The following is a 20,144-nucleotide window of genomic DNA, read 5'->3' on the forward strand; positions in this document are numbered from 1 at the left end:
GAAAGTCGGGGAAGAAAAAATGGAAAGCTCAGGCCAGTTCGAAGAAGCGCATCGCCACCGCATCCGGGTAGCGCGCGCCCGAGCCCACGAACATGCGCTCGGCAATCCAGGCCAGCGTGGGCGAGGCGGTCTCGAAACTCGGGCTGCAGCGGAAATAGATCTGCCCCGGGTCCACCGGCTCGCCACGCACCAGGCGGGCGATCAGCTCGGGCGGGCCCGAGCGCACGGCCCGGTTCTGCACGTAGATGAAATCGCCGCCATCGGTTTCGAGCACATAGCGCGCATCGAGCTCGGACAGGCGGTCATTGACGATGAGCTGAAAGTCCGCGCCGCCCGGGAGCACGCGGGCCGTCCAGCCATCGCCCGTGGCCGTGCCACCGGTGATGGGGATCAACCGCCGCAGGCCATGGGCGGTCTGTCCCACCTCCTGCGGCACACCCACCTGCACGCGCAGGTCGGCAAAGAATTTCAGGCGGGGTTCGGGCAGGGGGGGCAGGTCGGACATGGGCGGTGTTGGCGGCAAAATTGGTTATGAACCTAGCGTAAATCCGGTTGTGCCCACCGCCTGTCATCCCTGAGGATGACAGCGCTATGACACGGATCTCCCCCACCCCATGAGGCAATGGCTTCCCCCTGTGGCGCCCGCATCGGGCAGGCAACCCTCCAGCGGCCAGGCCCTGGCCGGCATGGTGCAGCGCCTGGGCGAGCCCGGTTTTGCATCCGGCCTGCTCGACGACCTGGCGCCGGTGCTGCCTGCGGCCTCCTGGTCGGTGTACCGCACGGGCCAGCGCTGCAAGCCCACCCTGTTCATGTCGGCCAGCCGGGGCGTGCCCGACACCACGCAGGACTGCTGGTGGGCGTACCTGTCAGGGCCCTACCGCCGCGACCGCACCTGGGGCCGCTCGTTCGAGGACGCCCCCGCCGAACCGCTGACGCGGCTGTGCCATGTGACGGCCACCGAGGTCGAGGGTGAGCACCGCGCCCGCGTCTACGAAGCGCATGGCGTGGCCGAGCGCGTCTCGGTGGTCGACTATGAGAGCGACGGCTCGGTGTTCGCGGTCAATTTCTACCGCCACCTGCACCAGCCGCCGTTTCGCGATGGCCAGATCAGCGGCTTCGAGAGTGTGGCGCCCGTACTGCTGGCCCTGGCCCGCAAGCACATCGCGCTGGCGCGCCCGCAGGCCATGGTGCCGCTGGTGCAGGAGGAAGACACGGACCATGCCGTGCTCCCTGCCCTGGTCGCCCTGCCCCAGGGCCTGCCGGCGCTGCGCGAGCGGCTGCTGCGCCTGCAGCATGACCTGACAGACCGCGAACTCGACGTCTGCGCGCGCGTGCTGCAGGGCATGACGCACGAGGGCATCGCCGCCGACCTGGGCCTGGGCGTGCCCACCGTCAAGACCTACCGCAACCGCGCCTTTGCCCGCCTGGGCATTCACTTTCGCAACGAGCTGTTTGCGAAAGTGCTGGGGCGGTAGCGTTCAGCCGCCGAAATTCCAGGGCGGCGGCCGGCGCCGGATGGTCTGCGCCTTGACGATGGCGGTGCTGGTCTGGGCCTTGTCGGCGATGCGGTCGAGCACGCCGTCGAGCTGCTCGATGGAGCGCACGTAGACCCGGGCGATGAAACAGTCGTCGCCCGTCACCTTGTCGCATTCGCAGAACTCGGGTGTATCGCGTATCAGCGCCTCCACCGCCGCCAGTTGCCCCGGCAGCGGCTTGATGCGCACGATGGCCTGCAACTGGTAACCCAGCGCGCGCGGCTCGATGTCGAGGGTGAAGGCGCGGATCACCCCGCGCTCCTCCAGCCGGCGCAGCCGCTCGGACACGCTCGGTGCCGAAAGGCCCACGCGCTCGGCCAGCAGCTTGAGCGAGGTGCGCGAGTCCGCGTGCAGCACAGACAGAATGGATTGATCGACCAGGTCCATGGAAAATTACTCCAATTTCGAGCCATGCCTTCGATTATGAGGACTATCTGAAAATCAGCCTTCTTTCAACCATTCACTCGGCACTGCCATTTTTCTACACTCGGTGCATCTGACTACAAGGTGGAACGGTGATGGACAAGAAGACGCAGGGCACGCTGGAAATGAGCGGCGCCATGGCCATTTCAGGCACGATCGGCTGGTTTGTCGTGCAATCGGGGCAGGCCGCGCTCGACGTGGTGTTCTGGCGCTGCGCCTTCGGCGCGGCCACGCTGGCGCTGGTCTGCGCGGCGATGGGCATTCTGCGCGGCGTGCTCAGCTGGCGCCAGGCGGCCTGGGCCGCGCTCGGCGGCGTGGCCATCGTCACCAACTGGCTGCTGCTGTTCGGCGCCTACTCGCATGCCTCCATCTCGATTGCCACGGCGGTCTACAACACCCAGCCCTTCATGCTGGTGGCCTTTGGGGCCCTGCTGTTTGGCGAACGCGTTACCCTGCCCAAGCTCGGCTGGCTGGCCCTGGCCTTTGGCGGCATGCTGCTCATCGTGCAGGCGCGCCCGGGTGCCGGCGATGCGGGCAGCAACTATGCACTGGGCATTGCCATGGCGCTGGGCGCGGCCTTCTTCTGGGCCGTGGCCTCGGTGATCGCCAAGCGGCTCACGGGCACACCGCCGCACCTGATCGCGCTGGTGCAGGTCTGCGTGGGCGTGCTCATGCTCGCGCCCTTCGCCAATTTTGGCACCCTGCCCCAGGATGCGCGCACCTGGCTGCTGCTGGTCACCGTGGGCGTGGTGCATACCGGGCTGATGTACATCCTGCTCTACGGCGCGGTGCAAAAGCTGCCCACCTACCTGCAGGGCGCGCTGTCCTTCATCTACCCGGTGGTGGCGATTGCGGTAGATTTCATCGCCTTCGGCCACCGGTTGCAGCCCGCCCAGTGGCTGGGCGCGGCCGCCATTTTGCTGGCCGCAGCGGCCATGAATCTGCAGGGCAGTCGGCCGCGGGCGACGCAAGAGCCAGCTGCGCAGGTCGCGAAGTAGATCGGTGGCAAAAGCACAAAATATCAAAACCAGCGTGCGGCCGTGGGCACCATCGCAGCTCCTATTTCACTTCAAGGAGCTCACATGGACAACGCACTGCAAACCACCTGGGAAACCTACGTCGCCTCATGGAAGGCCCCCACACCCGCTGAAAAGCAGGCCCTGTTCGCCGCCAGCCTTGACGAACACTGCACCTACACCGACCCGCTGGGCGTGGCCTCAGGCTGGGAGGCGCTGGCGCAGACCATGCAGGGCTTTCACCAGCAGTTGCCCGGTGCCTATTTCGTGACCGAGCGTTTCGCCAGCCACCACAACGTCTGCATGGCCCAGTGGAAGATGCACGACGGCAGCGGCGCAGTGATGGGGGAAGGCGTGAGCTTTGGCCAGTACAACGGCCAGGGTAAGCTGGTGGCCATGACGGGCTTCTACGACACCCCCTGAATCTAGTACGGCATGTTCTACCTGCACCGCATCCAGCGCGGCATCGACTTCATCGAAGCGCACCTCGATACCGACATTGCCCTGTCGGAGGTGGCCCAGGCGGCGGGGCTGAGCCAGTGGCACTTCCAGCGCATCTTCAAGGCCCTGACCAATGAGACCTTGAAGACCTACATCCGCTCGCGGCGCTTCGCCAAGGCGCTGGACCAGTTGCTCAATACGCGCCTGGGCATCCTCGACATTGCCCTGGCGGCCGGCTACGACACGCAGGAGAGCTTTACCCGTGCGTTCAAGGCCTGCTTCGAGCTCACCCCCAACCAGTACCGCAAATTCGGCAGGCGCAGCCTTTTCGTGAAGAAGATCCAGTTCGACGAAGACTACCTGCGCCAGCTGGACCGCAACCTGTCGCTCACCCCGGACATCCGCGAGCGTGCGCCCCTGCAACTGGTGGGGCTGGCCACCCACTTCTACGGTGCAGACTCCGACAAGGACAACCTGGGCCAGAAGCTGCCCCCGCTGTGGGCCCGCTTCATGCCCCGGCTGGCAGAAATCCCCCACCGGGTGCCCGGGGTCTGCTATGGCGTGGTGAGCCAGACCGCGAGCACCTCGGACCTGCTGCTGTACCACGCCGCCATCGAGGTCTCGCAAGCCGGCGACTTGCCCGAGGGCATGGTGCATTTTGAAGTGCCGGCCGCCCGCTACGCGACCTTCGAGCACCGGGGCGCGCCCGAAAACGTGAACCATACCGTCAACTACATCTACGCCAACTGGCTGTCGGGGGCCGAACACCGCCACAGCGGCGGCGCGGACCTGGAAATCTACGGGCCCAGCTACCAGGGCGGATCGGAAACTTCCGTCATGCATTACGCTGTGCCCGTGGTCGGATAGTGCCCGATCGTGTCGGGTAGTGCGGGCACAATCACCGCCCAGTGACACGTTCCGGCGACCCCTTTCCCTCCCCCGCAGAACCCCTCCCGCCGCGCTTCGACCGCCAGGCAGTGGTCGCTGCCTGGGTGGCTGCCCTGCGCCGCCAGGCCGATGCCGCCGCCCTGAAGGCCCTGCCCCCGTTGACGGACGCCGAGGCCGCCAGGGTGATGGGGCTGATGCGTGGAGACGGGGAGGCCAGCACCGAGGCGATCCCATCCAGGCGCCCCACCCTGCCGCCCGGCATTGCCGCCGGCCACTTCCAGCCGCGCATCACGCTCATGACCCTGGGCCGGGGCGAGGGGCTGCTGGGCCTCAAGCCCCAGGGCAAGATGGGCCCACGCGGCGACAGCGTGACGCTGGCGCAGATCGACTGGACGTACCGCCTCGAAGACATGCCCCAGGCCACCATTGCCTGGCAGGCACCGGCTCCCACCTCCATCCTCAACTCGCGCCCTGCACCGCTGCAGGACCTGTACGACACCGGTGGCCCCCTGGTGCGCATGCAGCGCGACCTGGCGGCCGAATCCGACGCCATGGACCTGGTTTGGGAGCTGGGCCTGCAGCCCCTGGACGCACGCACCCTGCAATGGCGCAACCGCGATGCCGCGGCCAACCTGGGTCCGCTGTGGACACTGGCGCAGGAGGCCTTCTTCGGCGACTTCTGGGCCGAGCAGGTGCCGCGCCTCTCGGCCAAGGGCTGGAGCGTGGTGGTGCGACCCGGCTTTGCGCACGAGAGCGTGCCCGTGCAGCGCTGGAAGCTCATCATCGCCCCCGACACCGGCGAGGTGCTGGGCAAGGAACTGGCCGGCCCCGTGGGCCCGCGCGAGCGCCCGGTGCAAAAGCTGCAGCTGCCCGCGCGCGAAGGCGCCTGGCTGCTGAGCCTGGGCATTGAGATCGACGGTGAGACGCTGGACCTGGCGCCCATGCTGGCCGACCTGCTCAAGCGCGACGCGCGCTGGCTCATCGCGCGGCGCATGGCGCGCATCGATGACCTGGAGATCATCTCGCTGCGCGCCCCCGGCGGGCGGCGCATCGACGCGCCCGCCGGCCCGCTCAAGGCCATCGTGGGCGCCATGGTCGACCTGCTCACCGACCCCGAGCGCAAGCAGCGCCGTGACGGCGACCCGCTGCGCCTGGGCGTCTGGGAATTGCGCCGGCTCGAAGCCCTGCGCGCCGGCCTGGTGCAGGTGCACCGGGTGGATGGCGCCAATGACTGGCAGCTGCAGGGCGATATCGGCCTGTCCCAATTGGCCAAGCGCCTGAAGGCCATCGGCACGCCCGAGCCGGTCGCCGCACCCAAGGGCTTGCAGGTGCAGTTGCGCCCCTACCAGCTCGAAGGCCTGGCCTGGCTGCAGTACCTGCGCGCGCAGGGCCTGGGCGGCATCCTGGCCGACGACATGGGCTTGGGCAAGACCGCGCAGGCGCTGGCCCATATCCTGGTGGAAAAGGAATCCGGCCGCCTCACCCGCCCGGCCCTGGTGGTGCTGCCCACCTCGCTGCTGTTCAACTGGCAGGCCGAGGCCCAGCGCATGGCGCCCGGCCTGCGCCTGCTGGCCCTGCACGGGCCCGAGCGGGGCCAGTTGTTTACCGACATTGCCGAGCACGACCTGGTGCTCACCACCTACCCCCTGCTCTGGCGCGACGTGGAGGCGCTGGCAGCACAAGCCTTTCACCTCCTGATCCTGGACGAAGCACAGATGGTCAAGAACGCCGGCAGCCGCAGCGCGCGCGCCCTGCGCCGCCTGCAGGCCCCGCACCTGCTGTGCCTGACCGGCACGCCGCTGGAAAACCACCTGGGCGAGCTGTGGGCGCAGTTCGACTTCCTCATGCCGGGTTTCCTGGGCGACGTGCGCAGCTTCAACGCGCGCTGGCGCAAGCCCATCGAGGAGAACGGCGAGACCTTGCGCGCGCAGTTGCTCTCGCAGCGCGTGCGCCCCTTCATCCTGCGCCGGCGCAAGCAGGACGTGGCCACCGAGCTGCCCCCGCGCACAGAGGTCATCCAGCGCGTGCAGTTGCAGGGCAAGCAGCGCGAGCTGTACGAGGCCGTGCGCGCCACCGCCGACAAGCAGGTGCGCCGCGTGCTGGAGCGCGAGAGCTTCGATGGCGCGCAGATCACCATCCTCGACGCCCTGCTCAAGCTGCGCCAGGTGTGCTGCGACCCACGCCTGGTCAAAGGAAGCAAGACCTCTGCCGGCATGGAGCGTGCAAAACTCGAACTGTTGGCCGACATGCTGCCCGCCCTGGTCGCCGAAGGCCGGCGCGTGCTGGTGTTCTCGCAGTTCACCGAAATGCTCAACCTGGTGGCAGCGCAGCTGCACACGCTGGAGCTGCCGTTCCTGAGCCTCACGGGCGAAACACCGCCGCGCCAGCGTGGCGCCGTGGTGCGGCAGTTCCAGGCGCAGGACGAGACCAGCCCGCCCATCCTGCTGGTGAGCCTCAAGGCCGGTGGCGTGGGCCTGAACCTCACGGCCGCCGACACCGTGATCCACATGGACCCGTGGTGGAACCCCGCCGTGGAGGAGCAGGCCACGGCCCGCGCCCACCGCATCGGGCAGGACCAGCCGGTGTTCGTCTACAAGCTGGTGGTGAAAGGCAGCATCGAAGAGCGCATGCTGGAGCTGCAGGCCCGCAAGGCCGCCCTGGCCCAGGGCGTGCTGGGACACGATGCCGAGGGCGCCGTGAAGTTCAGCGAGGCCGACCTGCACGCCCTGCTGGCACCGCTGTCGGAGCCGCAGAACAACCCGCTGGCGATACCGGGCGAGGATGCGCGGCGCTGGGGTGGCACGGGCCTGCGCAGGGCGCGGCCCTTTGTGCCTGATCCCTGACCCCACGGCCACCCCTGGCATGCGACATGGGTGCAGAATTCAAAAGCAAGCTTCGGGGTGCATGGATCGCGGGCTGTTTCTACAGTCAGGCCATCTCCATTCACTTTGCGAGGCCACCCCATGCATTCCACCGCCACCGCTGACAGCACCATGCCGCCAACCCGCCTCTCCAGGGCCACCAGGGCCGCCCAGGCAGCAGCCACCCTGGCCGATCCGCGCTGGGCGGCGGTGCGCACGCGCGACGCCAAGGCCGACGGCACGTTCTACTACTCGGTGCAGACCACCGGCGTCTACTGCCGCCCGAGTTGCGCCGCACGGCCGGCGTTGCCCGAAAACGTGCGCTTCCATGCCAGCACACTTGACGCCGAGCAGGCCGGCTTTCGCCCCTGCAAGCGCTGCAAGCCAACCCAGGCGTCGCCCTTGGCGCACCATGCCGCCCTGGTCATCGAGGCCTGCCGCATCATCGAGGCGGCCGACACGCCGCCCACGCTGGACGAACTGGCCGGCCGCGTGGGCATGAGCGCCCACCACTTCCACCGCATCTTCAAGCAGGCGACGGGCCTCACGCCCAAGGCGTACGCCGCCGCCCAGCGCGCCCGGCGCGTGCGCAGCGAACTGGTGGCACCGGTTGCAAGCGTCACCGATGCCATCTTCAACGCGGGCTACAACACCGCCAGCCGCTTCTACGAAGAGGCCGATGGCGTGCTGGGCATGACGCCCACGCGCTACCAGGCGGGCGGCAATCAGGTCACCATCCGCTTTGCGATTGCGCAGTGTTCGCTGGGCGCCATCCTGGTGGCGCAGAGCGCGCGCGGCGTGTGCGCCATCCTGCTGGGCGACGATGCCCAGCTGCTGGCGCAGGACCTGCAGGACCGCTTCCCCCAGGCCCACCTGGTGGGCGACGACCGCAGCTTCGACACGCTGGTGGCGCAGGTGGTGGCCTTTGTCGAGGCCCCCGGCCTCGGCCTCGCCCTGCCACTCGATGTGCAGGGCACGGCCTTCCAGCAGCGTGTATGGCAGGCGCTGCAGGCCATTCCCGCCGGCGCAACGGCCAGCTATACAGACATTGCCCAGCGCATCGGTAGCCCTACCGCCGCACGCGCCGTGGCCCAGGCCTGCGCCGCCAATGCCCTGGCCGTGGCCATCCCCTGCCACCGGGTGGTGCGCAACGATGGCGCCCTGTCGGGCTACCGCTGGGGCGTGGAACGCAAGCAGGCCCTGCTGGAGCGTGAGCAGCGGCAGGCCACGCATGGCCAAACAGAGGGCCAGCCCGCATGAACGCCCGGCTTCCCGAACAGACGACCGACTGGGCTGCCCGCGCCAGCGCCATCGACTGGCCTGTTGTGACGGACACCCTGAACACCGAGGGCGCGGCCATCCTGCCCGCTCTGCTCAGCCCATACGAGTGCCAAGCCCTGGCCAGCCTGTATGCCACAGAAGGCATCTTCCGCAGCCGCGTGGTGATGGCCCGCCACGGCTTCGGCAAGGGCGAGTACCAGTACTTCGCCTACCCGCTGACGCCACTGGTGGCCGGGCTGCGCGAGGCGCTGTACCCGCACCTGTACCCCACGGCCAACCACTGGAATGCGGTGATGGACATCGCCACCCGCTACCCGGCCACGCATGCCGAGTTCATCGACCGCTGCCACGCGGCCGGCCAGGTGCGCCCCACGCCCTTGCTGCTGCAGTACGAGGCGGGCGACTACAACTGCCTGCACCAGGACCTGTACGGTGAACATGTGTTTCCGCTGCAGGCGGCGATACTGCTGTCGGAGCCGGGCCGCGACTTCACGGGCGGCGAATTCGTGCTCACCGAGCAGCGCCCGCGCATGCAGTCGCGTGCCGAGGTCGTGCCCCTGCGCCAGGGCGATGCCGTGGTGTTCGCGGTACACCACCGCCCGGTCAACGGCACGCGCGGGCCTTACCGGGTGAACATGCGCCACGGGGTGAGCCGCCTGCGCTCAGGCATGCGCCACACCGCCGGCATCATCTTCCACGACGCGACATGACCCTGAACCTGTTCAGCGACGACGAAGAGGCCTTGCTGCTGGCGCAGCAGGCCGGCACCCGCGAAGCCCTGGCCCCCGGGGCGGCGCTGCTGCGCGGCTTTGCACTCGGCGTGGCGCCTTCTCTGCTGCAGGCCGTGGGCGCGATCACCGCCCACGCCCCATTCCGCCACCTCGAAACGCCCGGCGGCCAGCGCATGTCGGTGGCCATGACCAACAGCGGCCCGCTGGGCTGGATCTCCGACCGCAGCGGCTACCGCTATGGCCGGGCCGACCCGCTGACCGGCCGCGCCTGGCCACCCCTGCCCACCGTGTTCGCGACCCTGGCGCGCGAGGCAGCCGATACCGCAGGCTTTGGCGGTTTTGAGCCCGACGCCTGCCTCATCAACCGCTACGCCCCCGGCACGCGCCTGTCGCTGCACCAGGACAAGGACGAGAAGAGCCACGAGCACCCTATCGTCTCGGTGTCACTGGGCATCCCTGCCGTGTTCCTGTTCGGTGGCGATGCGCGGGCCGACAAGCCGCAGCGCATTCCCCTGGTCCATGGCGACGTGGTGGTCTGGGGTGGCCCGGCGCGCCTGCGCTACCACGGCGTGATGCCGCTGGCCGAGGCCGTGCACCCATTGACGGGGGCCTTTCGGATCAACCTGACCTTCCGCAGGGCGGGGTGAGGCTCGCCCCTCAATCCAGCGCCGATCCCTTCGTGTAGCCCGTCTGGCGGCACAGCGAGGACAGCAGTTGCTGCGCCGCCGCCCTGCCGCGCAGGCTGTCGGCCACGGTGATGCCCTTGCCGCTGGCCAGCACTGCCTGCAGGCGGTAGTAGGTCTCCCTGTTGCCGCCCGTGGTGGTGGAATAGCTTTCCTGGATCTCCAGGCGCGCCACCTCGCTCGCCGAAGCCGCGCTCTTGAAGCTTGCAAGGCCGAGCAGCCGCCGCTCAGTCCGCAGGCCGTGGCGGTCCATCTGCACCGTGAGGCTGTTGCCCATGCCATAGATGGCGCCCAGCACCACCAGCCAGCCGATGCCGCCAAAGAGCACACCGAACAGCAACGGTGCATCGCTGCTCCACAGCAGGGTGCCCGCGCCCGCGAAGATGGCACCGAACACGAGCAGCGCCAGCATCTGCTTCCAGCGCCGCCCATAGGGGAAGTACAGCCGCACACCGCCGGCCACCTGCTCCACATCGGAGACGTCCTCCTCGTCCGTCTTGGCCACCTCGCCCAGTTGCGGGTGCTGCGCCGCATCGTGCTGCAGCCAGACGGATTTCTGGTTCGTGAGGTACACCGGCACGTCGAAGCTGCACCCGAACCCCGGTGCCAGGTTGTCGCCCGAGGTGCCCGGCACGCTCTTGACCTCGAACTCCCAGCGGTGGTACTCGCTGCCAGGGTCTTCCGATGCGGGCAGGTGCGCCGGCAGGTCGAAACGCCAGGCCAGGCGCACGCCCTCGCCCTGCGCCTCCACCTGCGGCAGGCCGCGCACCTGCCACAGCGTGCGGCTGTCGTAGCTGGTCTTGCCGCCCGAGCGGGAGCGGGTGTGCTGCACGCACTGCAGGGTGGCCAGAAAGCGCAGCCCCGAACTGTAGGCCACAGGCACCGCCAGAATGGCACCGAAGTGCCCACCGATGGAGCCCGGAAACGGGTCGAGTTCCAGCCGTACATCGCCATAGCGGCGTGCATGCAGAGCGCTGCGCAGTGCCCAGACCAGCAGCGCCAGCCCTACCAGCGGGAACAGCAGCAAGGTGCCCGCCAGCAGATGGTCGCCGCGCTCCAGCGTGCGCGGCACCACCATGGCGGCCATGGGGAGCGCTACCCCGTTCCACACCAGGGCCAGAACCCACAGCACCCACCGCCCGATGCGCCGGCGCGCCCGGATGCGGTTGTCCTTCCATTGCGCGCGGGACTCCCAGGGGCGTGCTTCCCAGGTCCGCTCAGCCACCCTTTCCTCGCTGGACAGCACGGACCGCATGCGCCATGCGAACAGCATGATGCCCAGGCCCGCCCCGCCAAACACCAGCGCAAACACCAGCTTGAAGGCCAGCATTCCAGGCCGCAGGCTCCTGTCCAGCACCGCTTCGGCAGGGTTGTCGGGGTTCACCCAGGCCTGCACCGGTGTGCCGCTGCGCTGCGCCTCTTCCAGCCGGGCGCCCAGTTCCTTCTGGAACTCGCCCACGTTGTCGCTGCCCGAGCCGATGGCCACGCGGCGCCCGGTGTACTCCTGCCCCGCCACGCGGTACTGGTACTCGGCTTTCACGCTGTAGGTGGTGGACTTGCTGCTGCGGCTGGCCACCGTCTCGGCCGAGGCCAGCGTGGCCTGCACCGGCTGCCAGCCCTGCATGGTCGACCAGTCGACCAGCGTGGGCAGCACGCTCAGCAGCAGCAGGCCCAGGCCCGCGGCCGCAAAGGGCAGCCCGAACAGCGCCAGCACCCAGGTGCCGGGGCCCTTGCTCTTGCCTTTACCATTGCTTTTGGGGGTGTCGGATGGCTCTGGCATCGCTGGTATCGCTGCCCCAGTCTGGGCGGCAGCGCCTTTCCCTCATGGATGTTTTGCGGTCGAACGGGCTCTTTGCCAGAATGGTGCCATGACATCACCCTCCAGCGCCACCCCCCGCCACTGGCTCATGAAATCCGAGCCCGAGGAATGCTCCATCGACGACGCCCTGGCCGCCCCCAAAGCCACCGTGCCCTGGACCGGCGTGCGCAACTACCAGGCACGCAACTTCATGCGCGATGGCATGCAGGTGGGCGATGGCGTGCTGTTCTACCACTCGAGCTGCGCCGAGCCAGGCATCGTCGGTATCGCCCGCGTGGCGTCCGGTACGCGGGCCGACCCCACGCAGTTCGACCCCGCATCGCCCTACCACGATCCCAAGTCGCCACCCGACGCGCCGCGCTGGCTGCTGCTGGACGTGCAGGCCCTGCGCAAGACCCGCCTCCTGGGCCTGCCCGAACTGCGCCAGCACCCCGAACTGGCCGACCTGCGCGTGCTGCAAAAAGGCAGCCGCCTGTCCATCACGCCGGTGGATGAATCCCACTGGAACCGGATCGTCGCGCTGCTCGACGGCAAAGGCTGATACCGGGCATCAGCCGTTGCTTTTCGCCAGCACCAGCGCCACATGCTGCAGCAGCATGATGGTCTTGCCATCCTGGATGCGCCCCGAGGCGATGGCGGCCAGGGCTTCGGCAAGGGGCATCTCGATGACCTCGATGTCTTCGCCCTCTTCCACCACGCCGCCGCCCGCGCGCACGCGGTCGCCGGGCTCGTACTCCGCCACGAAGAAGTGCAGTTTCTCGGTCACCGAGCCCGGGCTCATGTACGCCTCGAACACTTTGCGCGGTGTGCGGATGCGGTAGCCGGTCTCCTCCTCGGCCTCGCGGCGGATGCAGGCCTCGGGCTCGTCGCCATCGAGCAGGCCGGCGCAGGCCTCGATCAGTTGGCCGTCGGGCGAGCCATTCAGAAAGGCCGGCAGGCGGAACTGCCGGGTCAGGACCACCGTGCTGCGGCGCGGGTCCCACAGCAGCAGGGCCGCGCCGTTGCCCCGGTCATAGGCCTCGCGGCTGAGTCGCTGCCATTGGCCGCCGCGGCGGCGCAGCTCGACGCTGATCTTGCGCAGGGTGTACCAGCTGTCCGACAGCAGCTGGGCATCCACCAATCGGACATTGTCCGTATCGCCCGGCAGTGGCATGGGCTGGGGCCGCTTCATGCCGCCACCCCCTCTGCAGCCTGGTGCACCGGCAGTTCGTCGATATGGTGGTAGACCGGCAAACCCAGGGCCTGCGCCCGTGCCACGTCTATATCGGCACCGCGCGATGCGCCCGGCAGGCGCAGCACCGCATCGCAGCGCGTGAGCAAGCGTTCGGCTACCGGGTACTGGTAGGCATGGAACACCGCATCGCCCTGCTCACGGCCGCCGGCCGCGTGGATGATGGGCAGCGCCAGCCATTCACCCAGCATTGGCAGGTGGCCGCGCTGGTAGATGGGCAAGGCGGCGGCCTCCAGCCGCTCGCGGTTGGCGGCGATGCGGACGGGGTCGCCATCGGTGCCCGAGAGATAAGGGCCGGCGATGAGCACAAGCAGGGGGCGGTCAGCCGCCATGGGATCGGGCATGGGTTTCTCCAAAAACGCATTCGTGCAGTATCATGCATTTTCATAGAATTTCATGCAATCGGCCAGCCCATGCTCACCACCCAGCGCAAGCAACTCATCCTCCAGCGCCTCGCACAGGAGGGCCAGATAGTGGCCAAGGCGCTCAGCGACGAATGGGGCATCTCCGAAGACACGGTGCGCCGCGACCTGCGCGAACTGGCCGCCGAGGGCAAGCTGCAGCGGGTGCACGGCGGCGCCCTGCCCGCCTCGGCCGCCGTGGGCGACCTGCGAGTGCGCCAAGAATTGGCGCCCGACGAAAAGCGCCTGCTCGGGCGTGCCGGGGCGGCACTGGTGCGGCCCGGCCAGGTGGTCATCCTCGATGGCGGCACCACCTCGCTGCAGGTGGTGCAGCACCTGCCGCTGGATCTGCGCGCCACGGTGGTGACCCACAGCCCCGTGGTGGCCGCCGCGCTGGCCGGGCACGCGCACATCGAGGTGCTGAGCCTGGGCGGGCGCCTGTACCGGCACTCGATGGTGAACGTGGGTGCCAGCGTGGTAGAGGCGGCCGAGCGCCTGCGCGCCGACCTGTTTTTGATGGGCGTGACGGGCGTGCACGCCGAGGCAGGGCTCACCACCGGCGACTTCGAGGAAGCCACCGTCAAGCGCGCCCTGCACCGCCGCGCGGCGGAAACCGTGGTGCTGGCTTCCCTGGACAAGCTTGGGGCCGCATCGCCCTTCACCGTGGCACCGCTCAAGGAGTTGGCCGCGCTCGTGGTGCCCGCCACCGCACCCACGCGCATCCAGAAGGAACTGCGCGCCACGGGCGTAAACGTGTTCCTGGCAGACTGAGCCTGCTTTGAAAACGCAAAACCCCGGGGCATCACTGCATCCGGGGCTTCACGTGCGGCAAGCGGGCGCACCCGCTGGGCGTCACTTCACGGCGTCTTTGACCGCTTCCTTGGCGTCGCCATAGTTCTTCTGGATGTTGCCTTCCACCTGCTTGGCGGCGCCCTTGGCTTGCTGCTCGGGGCTGTTGATCACCTCCCCGGTCTTTTGCTGAACCTTGCCAGCTGCTTCTTTCAATGCGCCCTTGACTTGATCGGTGTTCATATTGGTTCCTTGGGTGGTAGAGCAGAGCAGGATCGCTTTGCATGGCCCCAAGGTTACGCAGGCACCTTGGCGCACGAAGCGGGCCAATGCCGATCAAAGCCGTCGGAACCCACCTACACCCCCTGGCGCGCGCCACGACTGCTGCGCAGGTGCTCGACCAGCGCGGCCGCAAAGCCCGATGGCTCTGCTCCCCTGCGCACGCAGATCTGCAGGTCGCGCCGGGCCCAGGGCTCGTCCATTTCCACGACCACCGGCAGATCGCCAACACCCGCCAGCTTGACGGCGCTGCGCGGCACCATGCCGATGCCCACACCTGCGCCCACCATGCGGCAGACGGCCTCGAAGCTGCGCACCTGGATGCGCACATCCAGGTGCCTGCCCAGAGCGGCGGCCGCATTCATCGTGAAGGTGTGGATGGCCGATCCCGCATGCAGCATGACGAAGGCGTGGTCCAGCACCTCGGCAAAGCCGACCTGCGTACGAGACGACAGGGCATGGCCGGTGGGCACGATCAGCACCAGCCGGTCCTGCCGGTAGGGGGCCAGCTCCACGCCCGCGCTGTGGCCGCTGTCCGCCAGCACACCCACTTCGATCTCGCCACTGGCCACGGCCACCACGATCTCGGCACTGGTGCGCTCCTCCAGTGTCACGCTGACCTGCGGGTGCTGCTTGAGAAAGCCAGCCAGATCGTCCGGCAGAAAGGTGTGCGTGGCATGCGTGTTGGCCCACAGGCTCACATGGCCGCGGATGCCGGTGGCAAAGGGCGAGAGGTTGGCATGCATCTGCTCCAGGCTGGCCAGCACCTGGCGCGCATTGCGCAGCAGCGCTTCGCCGGCTCGGGTGAGTTGCACGCCGCGCGTCTGCCGCTCGAACAAGGTGGTGTGGAGTGCATCTTCCAGCCGGCGCAGCCGGTGGCTGGCCGACGATGGGGCCAGGCAGGCGCGGGCAGCCCCGCGGGTAAGGTTGCATTCTTCGGCAATGGCGACAAACAGGCGCAGGTCAATGAGGTCGTAGTTCATGAACAAAGGCCCCGCCATCGTTCGGCAAAAACGAACGCAGGCTTGCGGGAATAGCAATTGTGCACCGCGACATCGTCGGGCACCATGGCCTCACCGATTTGCCCTCCCCCTATCGCATGCATGCATAACGTTCGCAGTAGCCGCATGCACCATGTCACAAGACTTCCCCATGCCTTCCTGGAAACACTGGCCCGCCGAACGCATCGGCCTGGCCCTGGCCGTTCTCGCCGCCCTGGGCTTCTCGTTCAAGGCCATCTTCGTCAAGCTGGCCTATGCCGTGCCGCAGGCCACGCCGGTCGATTCGGTCACCCTGCTCGCCCTGCGCATGGCGTTCTCGCTGCCGGTGTTTGCCTGGGTCGGCTGGCGCGCCAGCCGCAGCCTGGCATCGCTGGCCAGGCGCGACTGGCTGCTGGTCATCGCGCTGGGTCTGCTGGGCTACTACGGCGCCAGCATTCTTGACTTCATCGGCCTGCAGTACATCACGGCCAGCCTGGAGCGGTTGATTCTGTTCACCTACCCCACGCTCACCATCGTGATCGGCGTGCTCTTCATGGGCGAACGGGCATCGCGGCGCGAAATCGGCTCGCTGCTGCTGTCGTACGCGGGCATCGGGCTGGCCTTTGCGCACGACCTGCATGTGGCCGGCGATGCGCGGGCCGTGCTCATCGGCGCGGGCTTCGTCTTCGGCTCTGCCGTGTCGTACGCTTTCTACCAAGCCGGCAGCGAGCCGGCCATCCGCACCCTGGGCGCAGCGCGCTTCACCGCGCTGGCCATGCTGGTGTCCACTGTCGCCACGCTGGCCCACTTCATCGCGACCCAGCCGGTCGCGGCTTTGGCGCAGCCCGCGCCCGTGTACCTGCATGCCCTGGGCATGGCCGTCTTCTCCACCGTGCTGCCGGTGTTCATGACCTCCGCCGCCATCCGCCGCATCGGCGCCGCCCGCACCGCGCTGATCGGCAACCTGGGGCCCATGCTGACGATCTTCTTCGGCTGCTGGCTGCTGAACGAACCGCTGTCCTGGTGGCAGATGGCGGGCGCCGGGCTGGTGCTGGCGGGGGTGCTGCTGGTCAGCAAGCGCAGCAAGCCGGCGGATTCCGCCGCTGCAGTGGCGCCTTGGGGCCCGGCGGCGGGCAAGCCTGGCTGACGCCCCGCCCTGCCTGCAGTCCTATGCAAAGTCGTCATCAGGGCTGCGCCGCCCGCGCTGGCGGTCCGCACCCACATCCAGCACGATGGAGCTGTTCACCACCTCGGCGTGGCGCGTGAGCACCGACAGGATCTGATCCAGCGCCTTGACCTGCCCTGCATCGAGCACCGACACCACCCCCCGATTGATGTCGGCGATCTGCGGAAACAGCTCCTTGTGCAGCGCCACGCCTTCGCGGGTGGCTGCAATGAGCGCGAACCGGCGGTCGCCACTCTGCACCTCGCGGCGCACCAGCCGCTTCCTGGCCAGTGCCGCGATGACGCGCGACGCGCGGGCCGGGTCCAGGTGCGCCAATTCGCTCAGGCGCGACGGCGATACGGGGCCGCCGTCGACCACCAGGCACAGCAGGCGGAATTCGCGCCGTGTCACACCGTAGCGCCCTTCGCACAGGCGCACGACAGGTGCGCCCGCCAGTGCGAACAGCCGCAGCAATCGATAATTCACGAAATCGTCCGGCACACGGGGATTGCGCAACATCAGGGAATGTCTCCTCTTTTCTTCATTAGATGAACCATCGGCTGAGGCCCAAGAATTCTCCGCAGAGTTCCATATGCCGTCGGAGTCAGCCCTTGCCCATTCGTACATTCATCCTCTTCGCGGCCCTTCAGGTGACCACCGCCCACGCGGACGTCGTCATCGCCCAGGTCTCGCCCACCAAGGGCCCCCTGGCGGTGACAGCCGTGGGCAACTACGAGGGGGCCATGGCGTATTTCAACACCGTGAATGCCAAGGGCGGTGTCAACGGGCAGAAGGTCCGCTTCGTGCACGAGGACGACCAGTACAAGCCAGAGGATACCGTGCGCCTGGTCGAGATGATCGCCGGGCGCGACAAACCGCTGGCCTTCATTAACCTGTTCGGCTCGGCCAATGTGCTGGCACTGCAATCGAGCAAGGTGCTGGAGCGCATCAAGACCCCGGCCGTGGGCGCCACCCCGGGCGCGGAAGCCATGCGCAACCCCGGCAGCCCGTGGATCTTCCATGTGGGCGCGGGCGACCGCGCGCAGATCCGCCACATCCTGCAGCACCTGTCCACGCTCGGTATCCGCAAGGTGTCTGTCGCCCACCAAGACAACCCCATGGGCAAGAGCGGCTTGGGCCACTTCAACGAAGCGGCTGCGGAGTTCAAGCTCGAGGTCGTCGGCCGCGTGCCCGTGCCCCCAGTCGGAGAGCAGCTCGCGGCCACGGCCAAACAGCTGCAGGCAACAGGCGCGCAGGCCTATGTGATGGTGCTGGTGCGCAACAGCGGCGCGGCGCTGGTTCGCGACGTGCGTGCAGCCTCTGACCGCACGCCGATCTATGGCATGTCCTACGTGCCGGCAGAAGCCATCATTGAAAAGACGCCACTGGAATCGGCCATCGGCGTGGGGGTGGCGCAGGTGCTGCCCAATGCCTCTGCCGACAAGACCCGCCTGACGCGGGACTTCCGTGCCGCAATGCGCACCCACTATCCGAAATCCGAGCCGTCCAACCCGCACCTGACCGGCTACGTGGCCGCCCAGGTCGCAGTGGAGGCCATCTCTCGCGCTGGCGCATCCCCCACGCCCGAGAAGGTAACGGCCGCGCTGCGTCAGTTGCGCATGGACCTGGGGGGCCTGCCGCTCGATTTCACCGATGGCCAGAACATCGGCACGCAGTGGGTGGACATCGGCGTCGTGAACCGCCGCGGCCAGCTGATGTACTGAGCTTCGACAAGGAGTAACCATGGGCATTTTCAAGACGATCCGCAGCGCCGGTGCCATCGGCCTCATTGCGCTGGCGCCCTGCGCCGCGCTGGCACAGGCCTGGCCCACCGGACCGGTGCGCCTCTTCGTGGGCTCGCCGCCCGGCGCCCCGTCGGACATCACGGCGCGGCTGTTCGCCGACCAATTGGGCAGGCTGGTCAAGCAACCCGTGATCGTGGACAACCGCCCTGGCGCCGGCAACAACCTGGCTGCCATCGCGGCAGCCAAGGCGGAACCCGACGGCGCCACCCTGGTCCTCAGCCCGGACACCGTGCTCACGGTCAACCCGCATATCTACAAGAACCGCGATTTCGATCCCAAGGCCGATCTGGTGAACGTGTCCATCATCGGCAGCTTTTCGCAGATGCTGGTGTGCCACCCTTCGGTGGGTGTGAAGACGGTCAGCGAATTGGTGGCCAAGAGCAAGACCGAGCGCATCCTCTACGGATCCGGTGGACCGGGGGTGCCCGGGCACCTGGCGACCGAAATGTTCCTGGATGCGGCGCACGCACGCATGGAGCACATCCCCTACCGCGGGCCCGCGCCCGCTACGCAGGCGGTGCTGGCCGGCGAAGTGCAATGCGGCTTCCTCGCCACGCCCACCGTGCTGCCGCATGTGCGGGCCGGCAAGCTCACGGCACTGGCCGTCTCCTCGGCCACGCCATCGCCGCTGGCGCCCGAGGTTCCCACGCTGGCCCAGGCCCTGAAGCAGCCAGGCCTGGACGTGAGCTTCCGGCTGGTGCTGCAGGCCCCCAAGGGCACGCCGCCCGCCGTCATCGCCGAACTGGCGAAACGGGCGCAGGAGGTGATGAAACTGGCGGAGGTGCGTGCCAAGCTGCAAAACAGCGATGTGACGGCCCTGGGGACCACCAGCGCGCAGGCGCAGACGACGCTGACCCAGGAAATGGCCCGTTGGGAACCCGTTGTGAAGCGCCTGGGGCTGACGGCCGATTGAGAACCGGGGGGGTGACGACCTGCGCCCTTCGCAAAGCATCCATGGGGCTGGCTGGGGCGCCGGCCTACAGGGCGGCAGCCGGCTTGCCTTTAGGATGGGCGCACCGTTCGCCCTCAGCTTTCCGCATGCGCAACCTGCTCGACTTCACCTCCTGGTCCACCCTGCTCACCACACTGATGGGCCTGCTGTTGGCCACCCTGGTCATGGTGGGCACGCGCCTGGTGTTCATGCAGACCATCCAGAAGCGCCGCGAGCGCGAGAACCGGCAGATCAACGAACGGCTCAAGACGCTGATCGCTGCGTACAAGACACTGGGTGGATCCTTCACCGGGCAGTTGCAGGTGCACCCCACGCACATGCGCGACCTGCGGCGCCAGCAGGTGCATGACAGTGCCGTGCAGATGGCGATGGCCACCCCACAGGAAACCGATGCATCCGAAGCGGAGGAATCGGACCTGCCCTCTCCGACCCTCACCAGCACCGAACGCCAGCGCCGCATGCGCGATGCGGTGGAGGCCGCCCTGTCCGACGTGATCCTGCTCGGCACCGAGGAACAGGTGGAACTGGCCGCCAAGGCCGCGCAGGACATGGTGGCCGGCCGCAGCATCGAGACCGCGCAGTTGGTGGTGTCGCTGCGCCATTTCATCCGCGCGGCGCTGGACCTGGAGCCCATTCCTGCCGCCGTGAACATACCCAACCAGGGCCCGTTGAGGCCAGCCGGGAGCGGCGGTGCCGCAGGCAAGCGCGCGGGAGGCGGTGGCAATGGCGAAGTCGGCGGCGGGCGTGGAGGAGGTGCAGGCGGTGGTGGCTCCGGCGGGGCCGGCATGGGCGGCATGGCCCTGGGTGTCGGGGTGGGCTCACACCGCGCAGACGGCGACACGATCGACGGCCCGGGACGCTGAA

General features: G+C 68.2%; 22 protein-coding genes. 14 read left to right on the forward strand and 8 right to left on the reverse strand.

What is annotated here, in order from left to right; genetic code table 11:
• Positions 1-28: 28 nt before the first annotated feature.
• Positions 29-505, reverse strand: coding sequence for a DUF3237 domain-containing protein (locus tag ASE31_RS17260; RefSeq protein WP_057203054.1), 477 nt, complete (start codon positions 503-505; stop codon positions 29-31).
• Positions 506-614: 109 nt separating this feature from the next.
• On the opposite strand from ASE31_RS17260, the gene ASE31_RS17265 reads away from it, so the two are divergent.
• Positions 615-1,475, forward strand: coding sequence for a helix-turn-helix transcriptional regulator (locus ASE31_RS17265; RefSeq protein WP_200961125.1), 861 nt, complete (start codon positions 615-617; stop codon positions 1,473-1,475).
• Positions 1,476-1,478: 3 nt separating this feature from the next.
• Here ASE31_RS17265 and ASE31_RS17270 read toward each other — a convergent pair whose 3' ends face one another.
• Positions 1,479-1,922, reverse strand: a complete 444-nt coding sequence (locus ASE31_RS17270) for an Lrp/AsnC family transcriptional regulator (RefSeq protein ID WP_057203055.1) — start codon at positions 1,920-1,922, stop codon at positions 1,479-1,481.
• Positions 1,923-2,053: 131 nt separating this feature from the next.
• On the opposite strand from ASE31_RS17270, the gene ASE31_RS17275 reads away from it, so the two are divergent.
• From ASE31_RS17275 to alkB, 7 genes are all read left to right on the forward strand, one after another.
• Positions 2,054-2,956, forward strand: coding sequence for a DMT family transporter (locus ASE31_RS17275; RefSeq protein ID WP_057203056.1), 903 nt, complete (start codon positions 2,054-2,056; stop codon positions 2,954-2,956).
• A gap of 84 nt (positions 2,957-3,040) precedes the next feature.
• Positions 3,041-3,397 carry a nuclear transport factor 2 family protein gene (locus ASE31_RS17280; protein WP_057203057.1) on the forward strand — a complete coding sequence of 119 codons (357 nt, stop codon included), beginning with the start codon at positions 3,041-3,043 and terminating at the stop codon, positions 3,395-3,397.
• 12 nt (positions 3,398-3,409) lie between these two features.
• Complete coding sequence (locus ASE31_RS17285) at positions 3,410-4,282, forward strand: helix-turn-helix domain-containing protein (protein ID WP_057203058.1); 873 nt, start codon at positions 3,410-3,412, stop codon at positions 4,280-4,282.
• 41 nt (positions 4,283-4,323) lie between these two features.
• Positions 4,324-7,146: a DEAD/DEAH box helicase gene (locus tag ASE31_RS17290; protein ID WP_057203059.1), complete on the forward strand. Its 2,823-nt coding sequence runs from the start codon at positions 4,324-4,326 to the stop codon at positions 7,144-7,146.
• A gap of 150 nt (positions 7,147-7,296) precedes the next feature.
• Positions 7,297-8,424, forward strand: a complete 1,128-nt coding sequence (gene ada / locus ASE31_RS17295; protein WP_057203261.1) for a bifunctional DNA-binding transcriptional regulator/O6-methylguanine-DNA methyltransferase Ada — start codon at positions 7,297-7,299, stop codon at positions 8,422-8,424.
• A complete protein-coding gene (locus ASE31_RS17300) occupies positions 8,421-9,155 on the forward strand; it encodes a 2OG-Fe(II) oxygenase (protein ID WP_057203060.1) in 735 nt (244 codons plus the stop codon). Before ada ends, ASE31_RS17300 begins: the two co-directional genes overlap by 4 nt.
• Positions 9,152-9,823 (forward strand): DNA oxidative demethylase AlkB, encoded by a 672-nt coding sequence (gene alkB, locus ASE31_RS17305; RefSeq protein ID WP_057203061.1) that lies wholly within the window; start codon positions 9,152-9,154, stop codon positions 9,821-9,823. The genes ASE31_RS17300 and alkB overlap by 4 nt, the downstream gene beginning before the upstream one ends.
• Before the next feature lie 10 nt (positions 9,824-9,833).
• Here alkB and ASE31_RS17310 read toward each other — a convergent pair whose 3' ends face one another.
• Positions 9,834-11,639 (reverse strand): DUF3592 domain-containing protein, encoded by a 1,806-nt coding sequence (locus ASE31_RS17310; protein ID WP_057203062.1) that lies wholly within the window; start codon positions 11,637-11,639, stop codon positions 9,834-9,836.
• 88 nt (positions 11,640-11,727) lie between these two features.
• Here ASE31_RS17310 and ASE31_RS17315 point away from each other — a divergent pair, with 88 nt between their 5' ends.
• On the forward strand, positions 11,728-12,219 hold the full coding sequence (locus ASE31_RS17315; protein ID WP_057203063.1) for an EVE domain-containing protein: 492 nt from the start codon (positions 11,728-11,730) through the stop codon (positions 12,217-12,219).
• A 9-nt stretch (positions 12,220-12,228) separates the two neighbouring features.
• Here the strand turns inward: ASE31_RS17315 and ASE31_RS17320 are convergent, their stop codons facing one another.
• The gene (locus tag ASE31_RS17320; RefSeq protein WP_082604215.1) at positions 12,229-12,849 is read right to left on the reverse strand and encodes an NUDIX domain-containing protein; all 621 of its coding nucleotides are present in this window, start codon (positions 12,847-12,849) and stop codon (positions 12,229-12,231) included.
• Positions 12,846-13,253, reverse strand: a complete 408-nt coding sequence (locus ASE31_RS17325) for a hypothetical protein (RefSeq protein ID WP_057203065.1) — start codon at positions 13,251-13,253, stop codon at positions 12,846-12,848. The genes ASE31_RS17320 and ASE31_RS17325 overlap by 4 nt, the downstream gene beginning before the upstream one ends.
• 69 nt (positions 13,254-13,322) lie before the next feature.
• Here ASE31_RS17325 and ASE31_RS17330 point away from each other — a divergent pair, with 69 nt between their 5' ends.
• On the forward strand, positions 13,323-14,081 hold the full coding sequence (locus ASE31_RS17330) for a DeoR/GlpR family DNA-binding transcription regulator (protein WP_057203066.1): 759 nt from the start codon (positions 13,323-13,325) through the stop codon (positions 14,079-14,081).
• Between the two features lie 81 nt (positions 14,082-14,162).
• Here the strand turns inward: ASE31_RS17330 and ASE31_RS17335 are convergent, their stop codons facing one another.
• Both ASE31_RS17335 and ASE31_RS17340 read right to left on the reverse strand, forming a co-directional pair.
• The gene (locus ASE31_RS17335) at positions 14,163-14,342 is read right to left on the reverse strand and encodes a CsbD family protein (protein ID WP_057203067.1); all 180 of its coding nucleotides are present in this window, start codon (positions 14,340-14,342) and stop codon (positions 14,163-14,165) included.
• Between the two features lie 113 nt (positions 14,343-14,455).
• Positions 14,456-15,361 (reverse strand): LysR substrate-binding domain-containing protein, encoded by a 906-nt coding sequence (locus ASE31_RS17340; RefSeq protein ID WP_057203262.1) that lies wholly within the window; start codon positions 15,359-15,361, stop codon positions 14,456-14,458.
• A 169-nt stretch (positions 15,362-15,530) separates the two neighbouring features.
• Here ASE31_RS17340 and ASE31_RS17345 point away from each other — a divergent pair, with 169 nt between their 5' ends.
• Positions 15,531-16,505, forward strand: a complete 975-nt coding sequence (locus tag ASE31_RS17345) for a DMT family transporter (RefSeq protein WP_057203068.1) — start codon at positions 15,531-15,533, stop codon at positions 16,503-16,505.
• Between the two features lie 21 nt (positions 16,506-16,526).
• Here the strand turns inward: ASE31_RS17345 and ASE31_RS17350 are convergent, their stop codons facing one another.
• Positions 16,527-17,042, reverse strand: a complete 516-nt coding sequence (locus ASE31_RS17350) for a MarR family winged helix-turn-helix transcriptional regulator (RefSeq protein WP_057203069.1) — start codon at positions 17,040-17,042, stop codon at positions 16,527-16,529.
• 92 nt (positions 17,043-17,134) lie between these two features.
• On the opposite strand from ASE31_RS17350, the gene ASE31_RS17355 reads away from it, so the two are divergent.
• The 3 genes from ASE31_RS17355 (at position 17,135) to ASE31_RS17365 (ending at position 20,143) form a co-directional block, all read left to right on the forward strand.
• Positions 17,135-18,247 (forward strand): ABC transporter substrate-binding protein, encoded by a 1,113-nt coding sequence (locus ASE31_RS17355; RefSeq protein WP_162261405.1) that lies wholly within the window; start codon positions 17,135-17,137, stop codon positions 18,245-18,247.
• A 19-nt stretch (positions 18,248-18,266) separates the two neighbouring features.
• Complete coding sequence (locus ASE31_RS17360; protein WP_057203071.1) at positions 18,267-19,241, forward strand: tripartite tricarboxylate transporter substrate binding protein; 975 nt, start codon at positions 18,267-18,269, stop codon at positions 19,239-19,241.
• Positions 19,242-19,366: 125 nt separating this feature from the next.
• The gene (locus ASE31_RS17365; protein ID WP_057203072.1) at positions 19,367-20,143 is read left to right on the forward strand and encodes a hypothetical protein; all 777 of its coding nucleotides are present in this window, start codon (positions 19,367-19,369) and stop codon (positions 20,141-20,143) included.
• Position 20,144: the final 1 nt, after the last annotated feature.

The sequence above is a fragment of the Acidovorax sp. Root217 genome, assembly GCF_001428645.1.
Taxonomy (GTDB): domain Bacteria; phylum Pseudomonadota; class Gammaproteobacteria; order Burkholderiales; family Burkholderiaceae_C; genus Acidovorax.

Bases quoted from the DNA above. Each gene is read 5' to 3' on its own strand.
- ASE31_RS17260 (WP_057203054.1), bottom strand. From the start codon at position 505: ATGTCCGACCTGCCCCCCCTGCCCGAACCCCGCCTGAAATTCTTTGCC.
- ASE31_RS17265 (WP_200961125.1), top strand. From the start codon at position 615: ATGAGGCAATGGCTTCCCCCTGTGGCGCCCGCATCGGGCAGGCAACCC.
- ASE31_RS17270 (WP_057203055.1), bottom strand. From the start codon at position 1,922: ATGGACCTGGTCGATCAATCCATTCTGTCTGTGCTGCACGCGGACTCG.
- ASE31_RS17275 (WP_057203056.1), top strand. From the start codon at position 2,054: ATGGACAAGAAGACGCAGGGCACGCTGGAAATGAGCGGCGCCATGGCC.
- ASE31_RS17280 (WP_057203057.1), top strand. From the start codon at position 3,041: ATGGACAACGCACTGCAAACCACCTGGGAAACCTACGTCGCCTCATGG.
- ASE31_RS17285 (WP_057203058.1), top strand. From the start codon at position 3,410: ATGTTCTACCTGCACCGCATCCAGCGCGGCATCGACTTCATCGAAGCG.
- ada (WP_057203261.1), top strand. From the start codon at position 7,297: ATGCCGCCAACCCGCCTCTCCAGGGCCACCAGGGCCGCCCAGGCAGCA.
- ASE31_RS17300 (WP_057203060.1), top strand. From the start codon at position 8,421: ATGAACGCCCGGCTTCCCGAACAGACGACCGACTGGGCTGCCCGCGCC.
- alkB (WP_057203061.1), top strand. From the start codon at position 9,152: ATGACCCTGAACCTGTTCAGCGACGACGAAGAGGCCTTGCTGCTGGCG.
- ASE31_RS17310 (WP_057203062.1), bottom strand. From the start codon at position 11,639: ATGCCAGAGCCATCCGACACCCCCAAAAGCAATGGTAAAGGCAAGAGC.
- ASE31_RS17315 (WP_057203063.1), top strand. From the start codon at position 11,728: ATGACATCACCCTCCAGCGCCACCCCCCGCCACTGGCTCATGAAATCC.
- ASE31_RS17320 (WP_082604215.1), bottom strand. From the start codon at position 12,849: ATGAAGCGGCCCCAGCCCATGCCACTGCCGGGCGATACGGACAATGTC.
- ASE31_RS17325 (WP_057203065.1), bottom strand. From the start codon at position 13,253: ATGCCCGATCCCATGGCGGCTGACCGCCCCCTGCTTGTGCTCATCGCC.
- ASE31_RS17330 (WP_057203066.1), top strand. From the start codon at position 13,323: ATGCTCACCACCCAGCGCAAGCAACTCATCCTCCAGCGCCTCGCACAG.
- ASE31_RS17335 (WP_057203067.1), bottom strand. From the start codon at position 14,342: ATGAACACCGATCAAGTCAAGGGCGCATTGAAAGAAGCAGCTGGCAAG.
- ASE31_RS17340 (WP_057203262.1), bottom strand. From the start codon at position 15,361: ATGAACTACGACCTCATTGACCTGCGCCTGTTTGTCGCCATTGCCGAA.
- ASE31_RS17345 (WP_057203068.1), top strand. From the start codon at position 15,531: ATGCCTTCCTGGAAACACTGGCCCGCCGAACGCATCGGCCTGGCCCTG.
- ASE31_RS17350 (WP_057203069.1), bottom strand. From the start codon at position 17,042: ATGTTGCGCAATCCCCGTGTGCCGGACGATTTCGTGAATTATCGATTG.
- ASE31_RS17360 (WP_057203071.1), top strand. From the start codon at position 18,267: ATGGGCATTTTCAAGACGATCCGCAGCGCCGGTGCCATCGGCCTCATT.
- ASE31_RS17365 (WP_057203072.1), top strand. From the start codon at position 19,367: ATGCGCAACCTGCTCGACTTCACCTCCTGGTCCACCCTGCTCACCACA.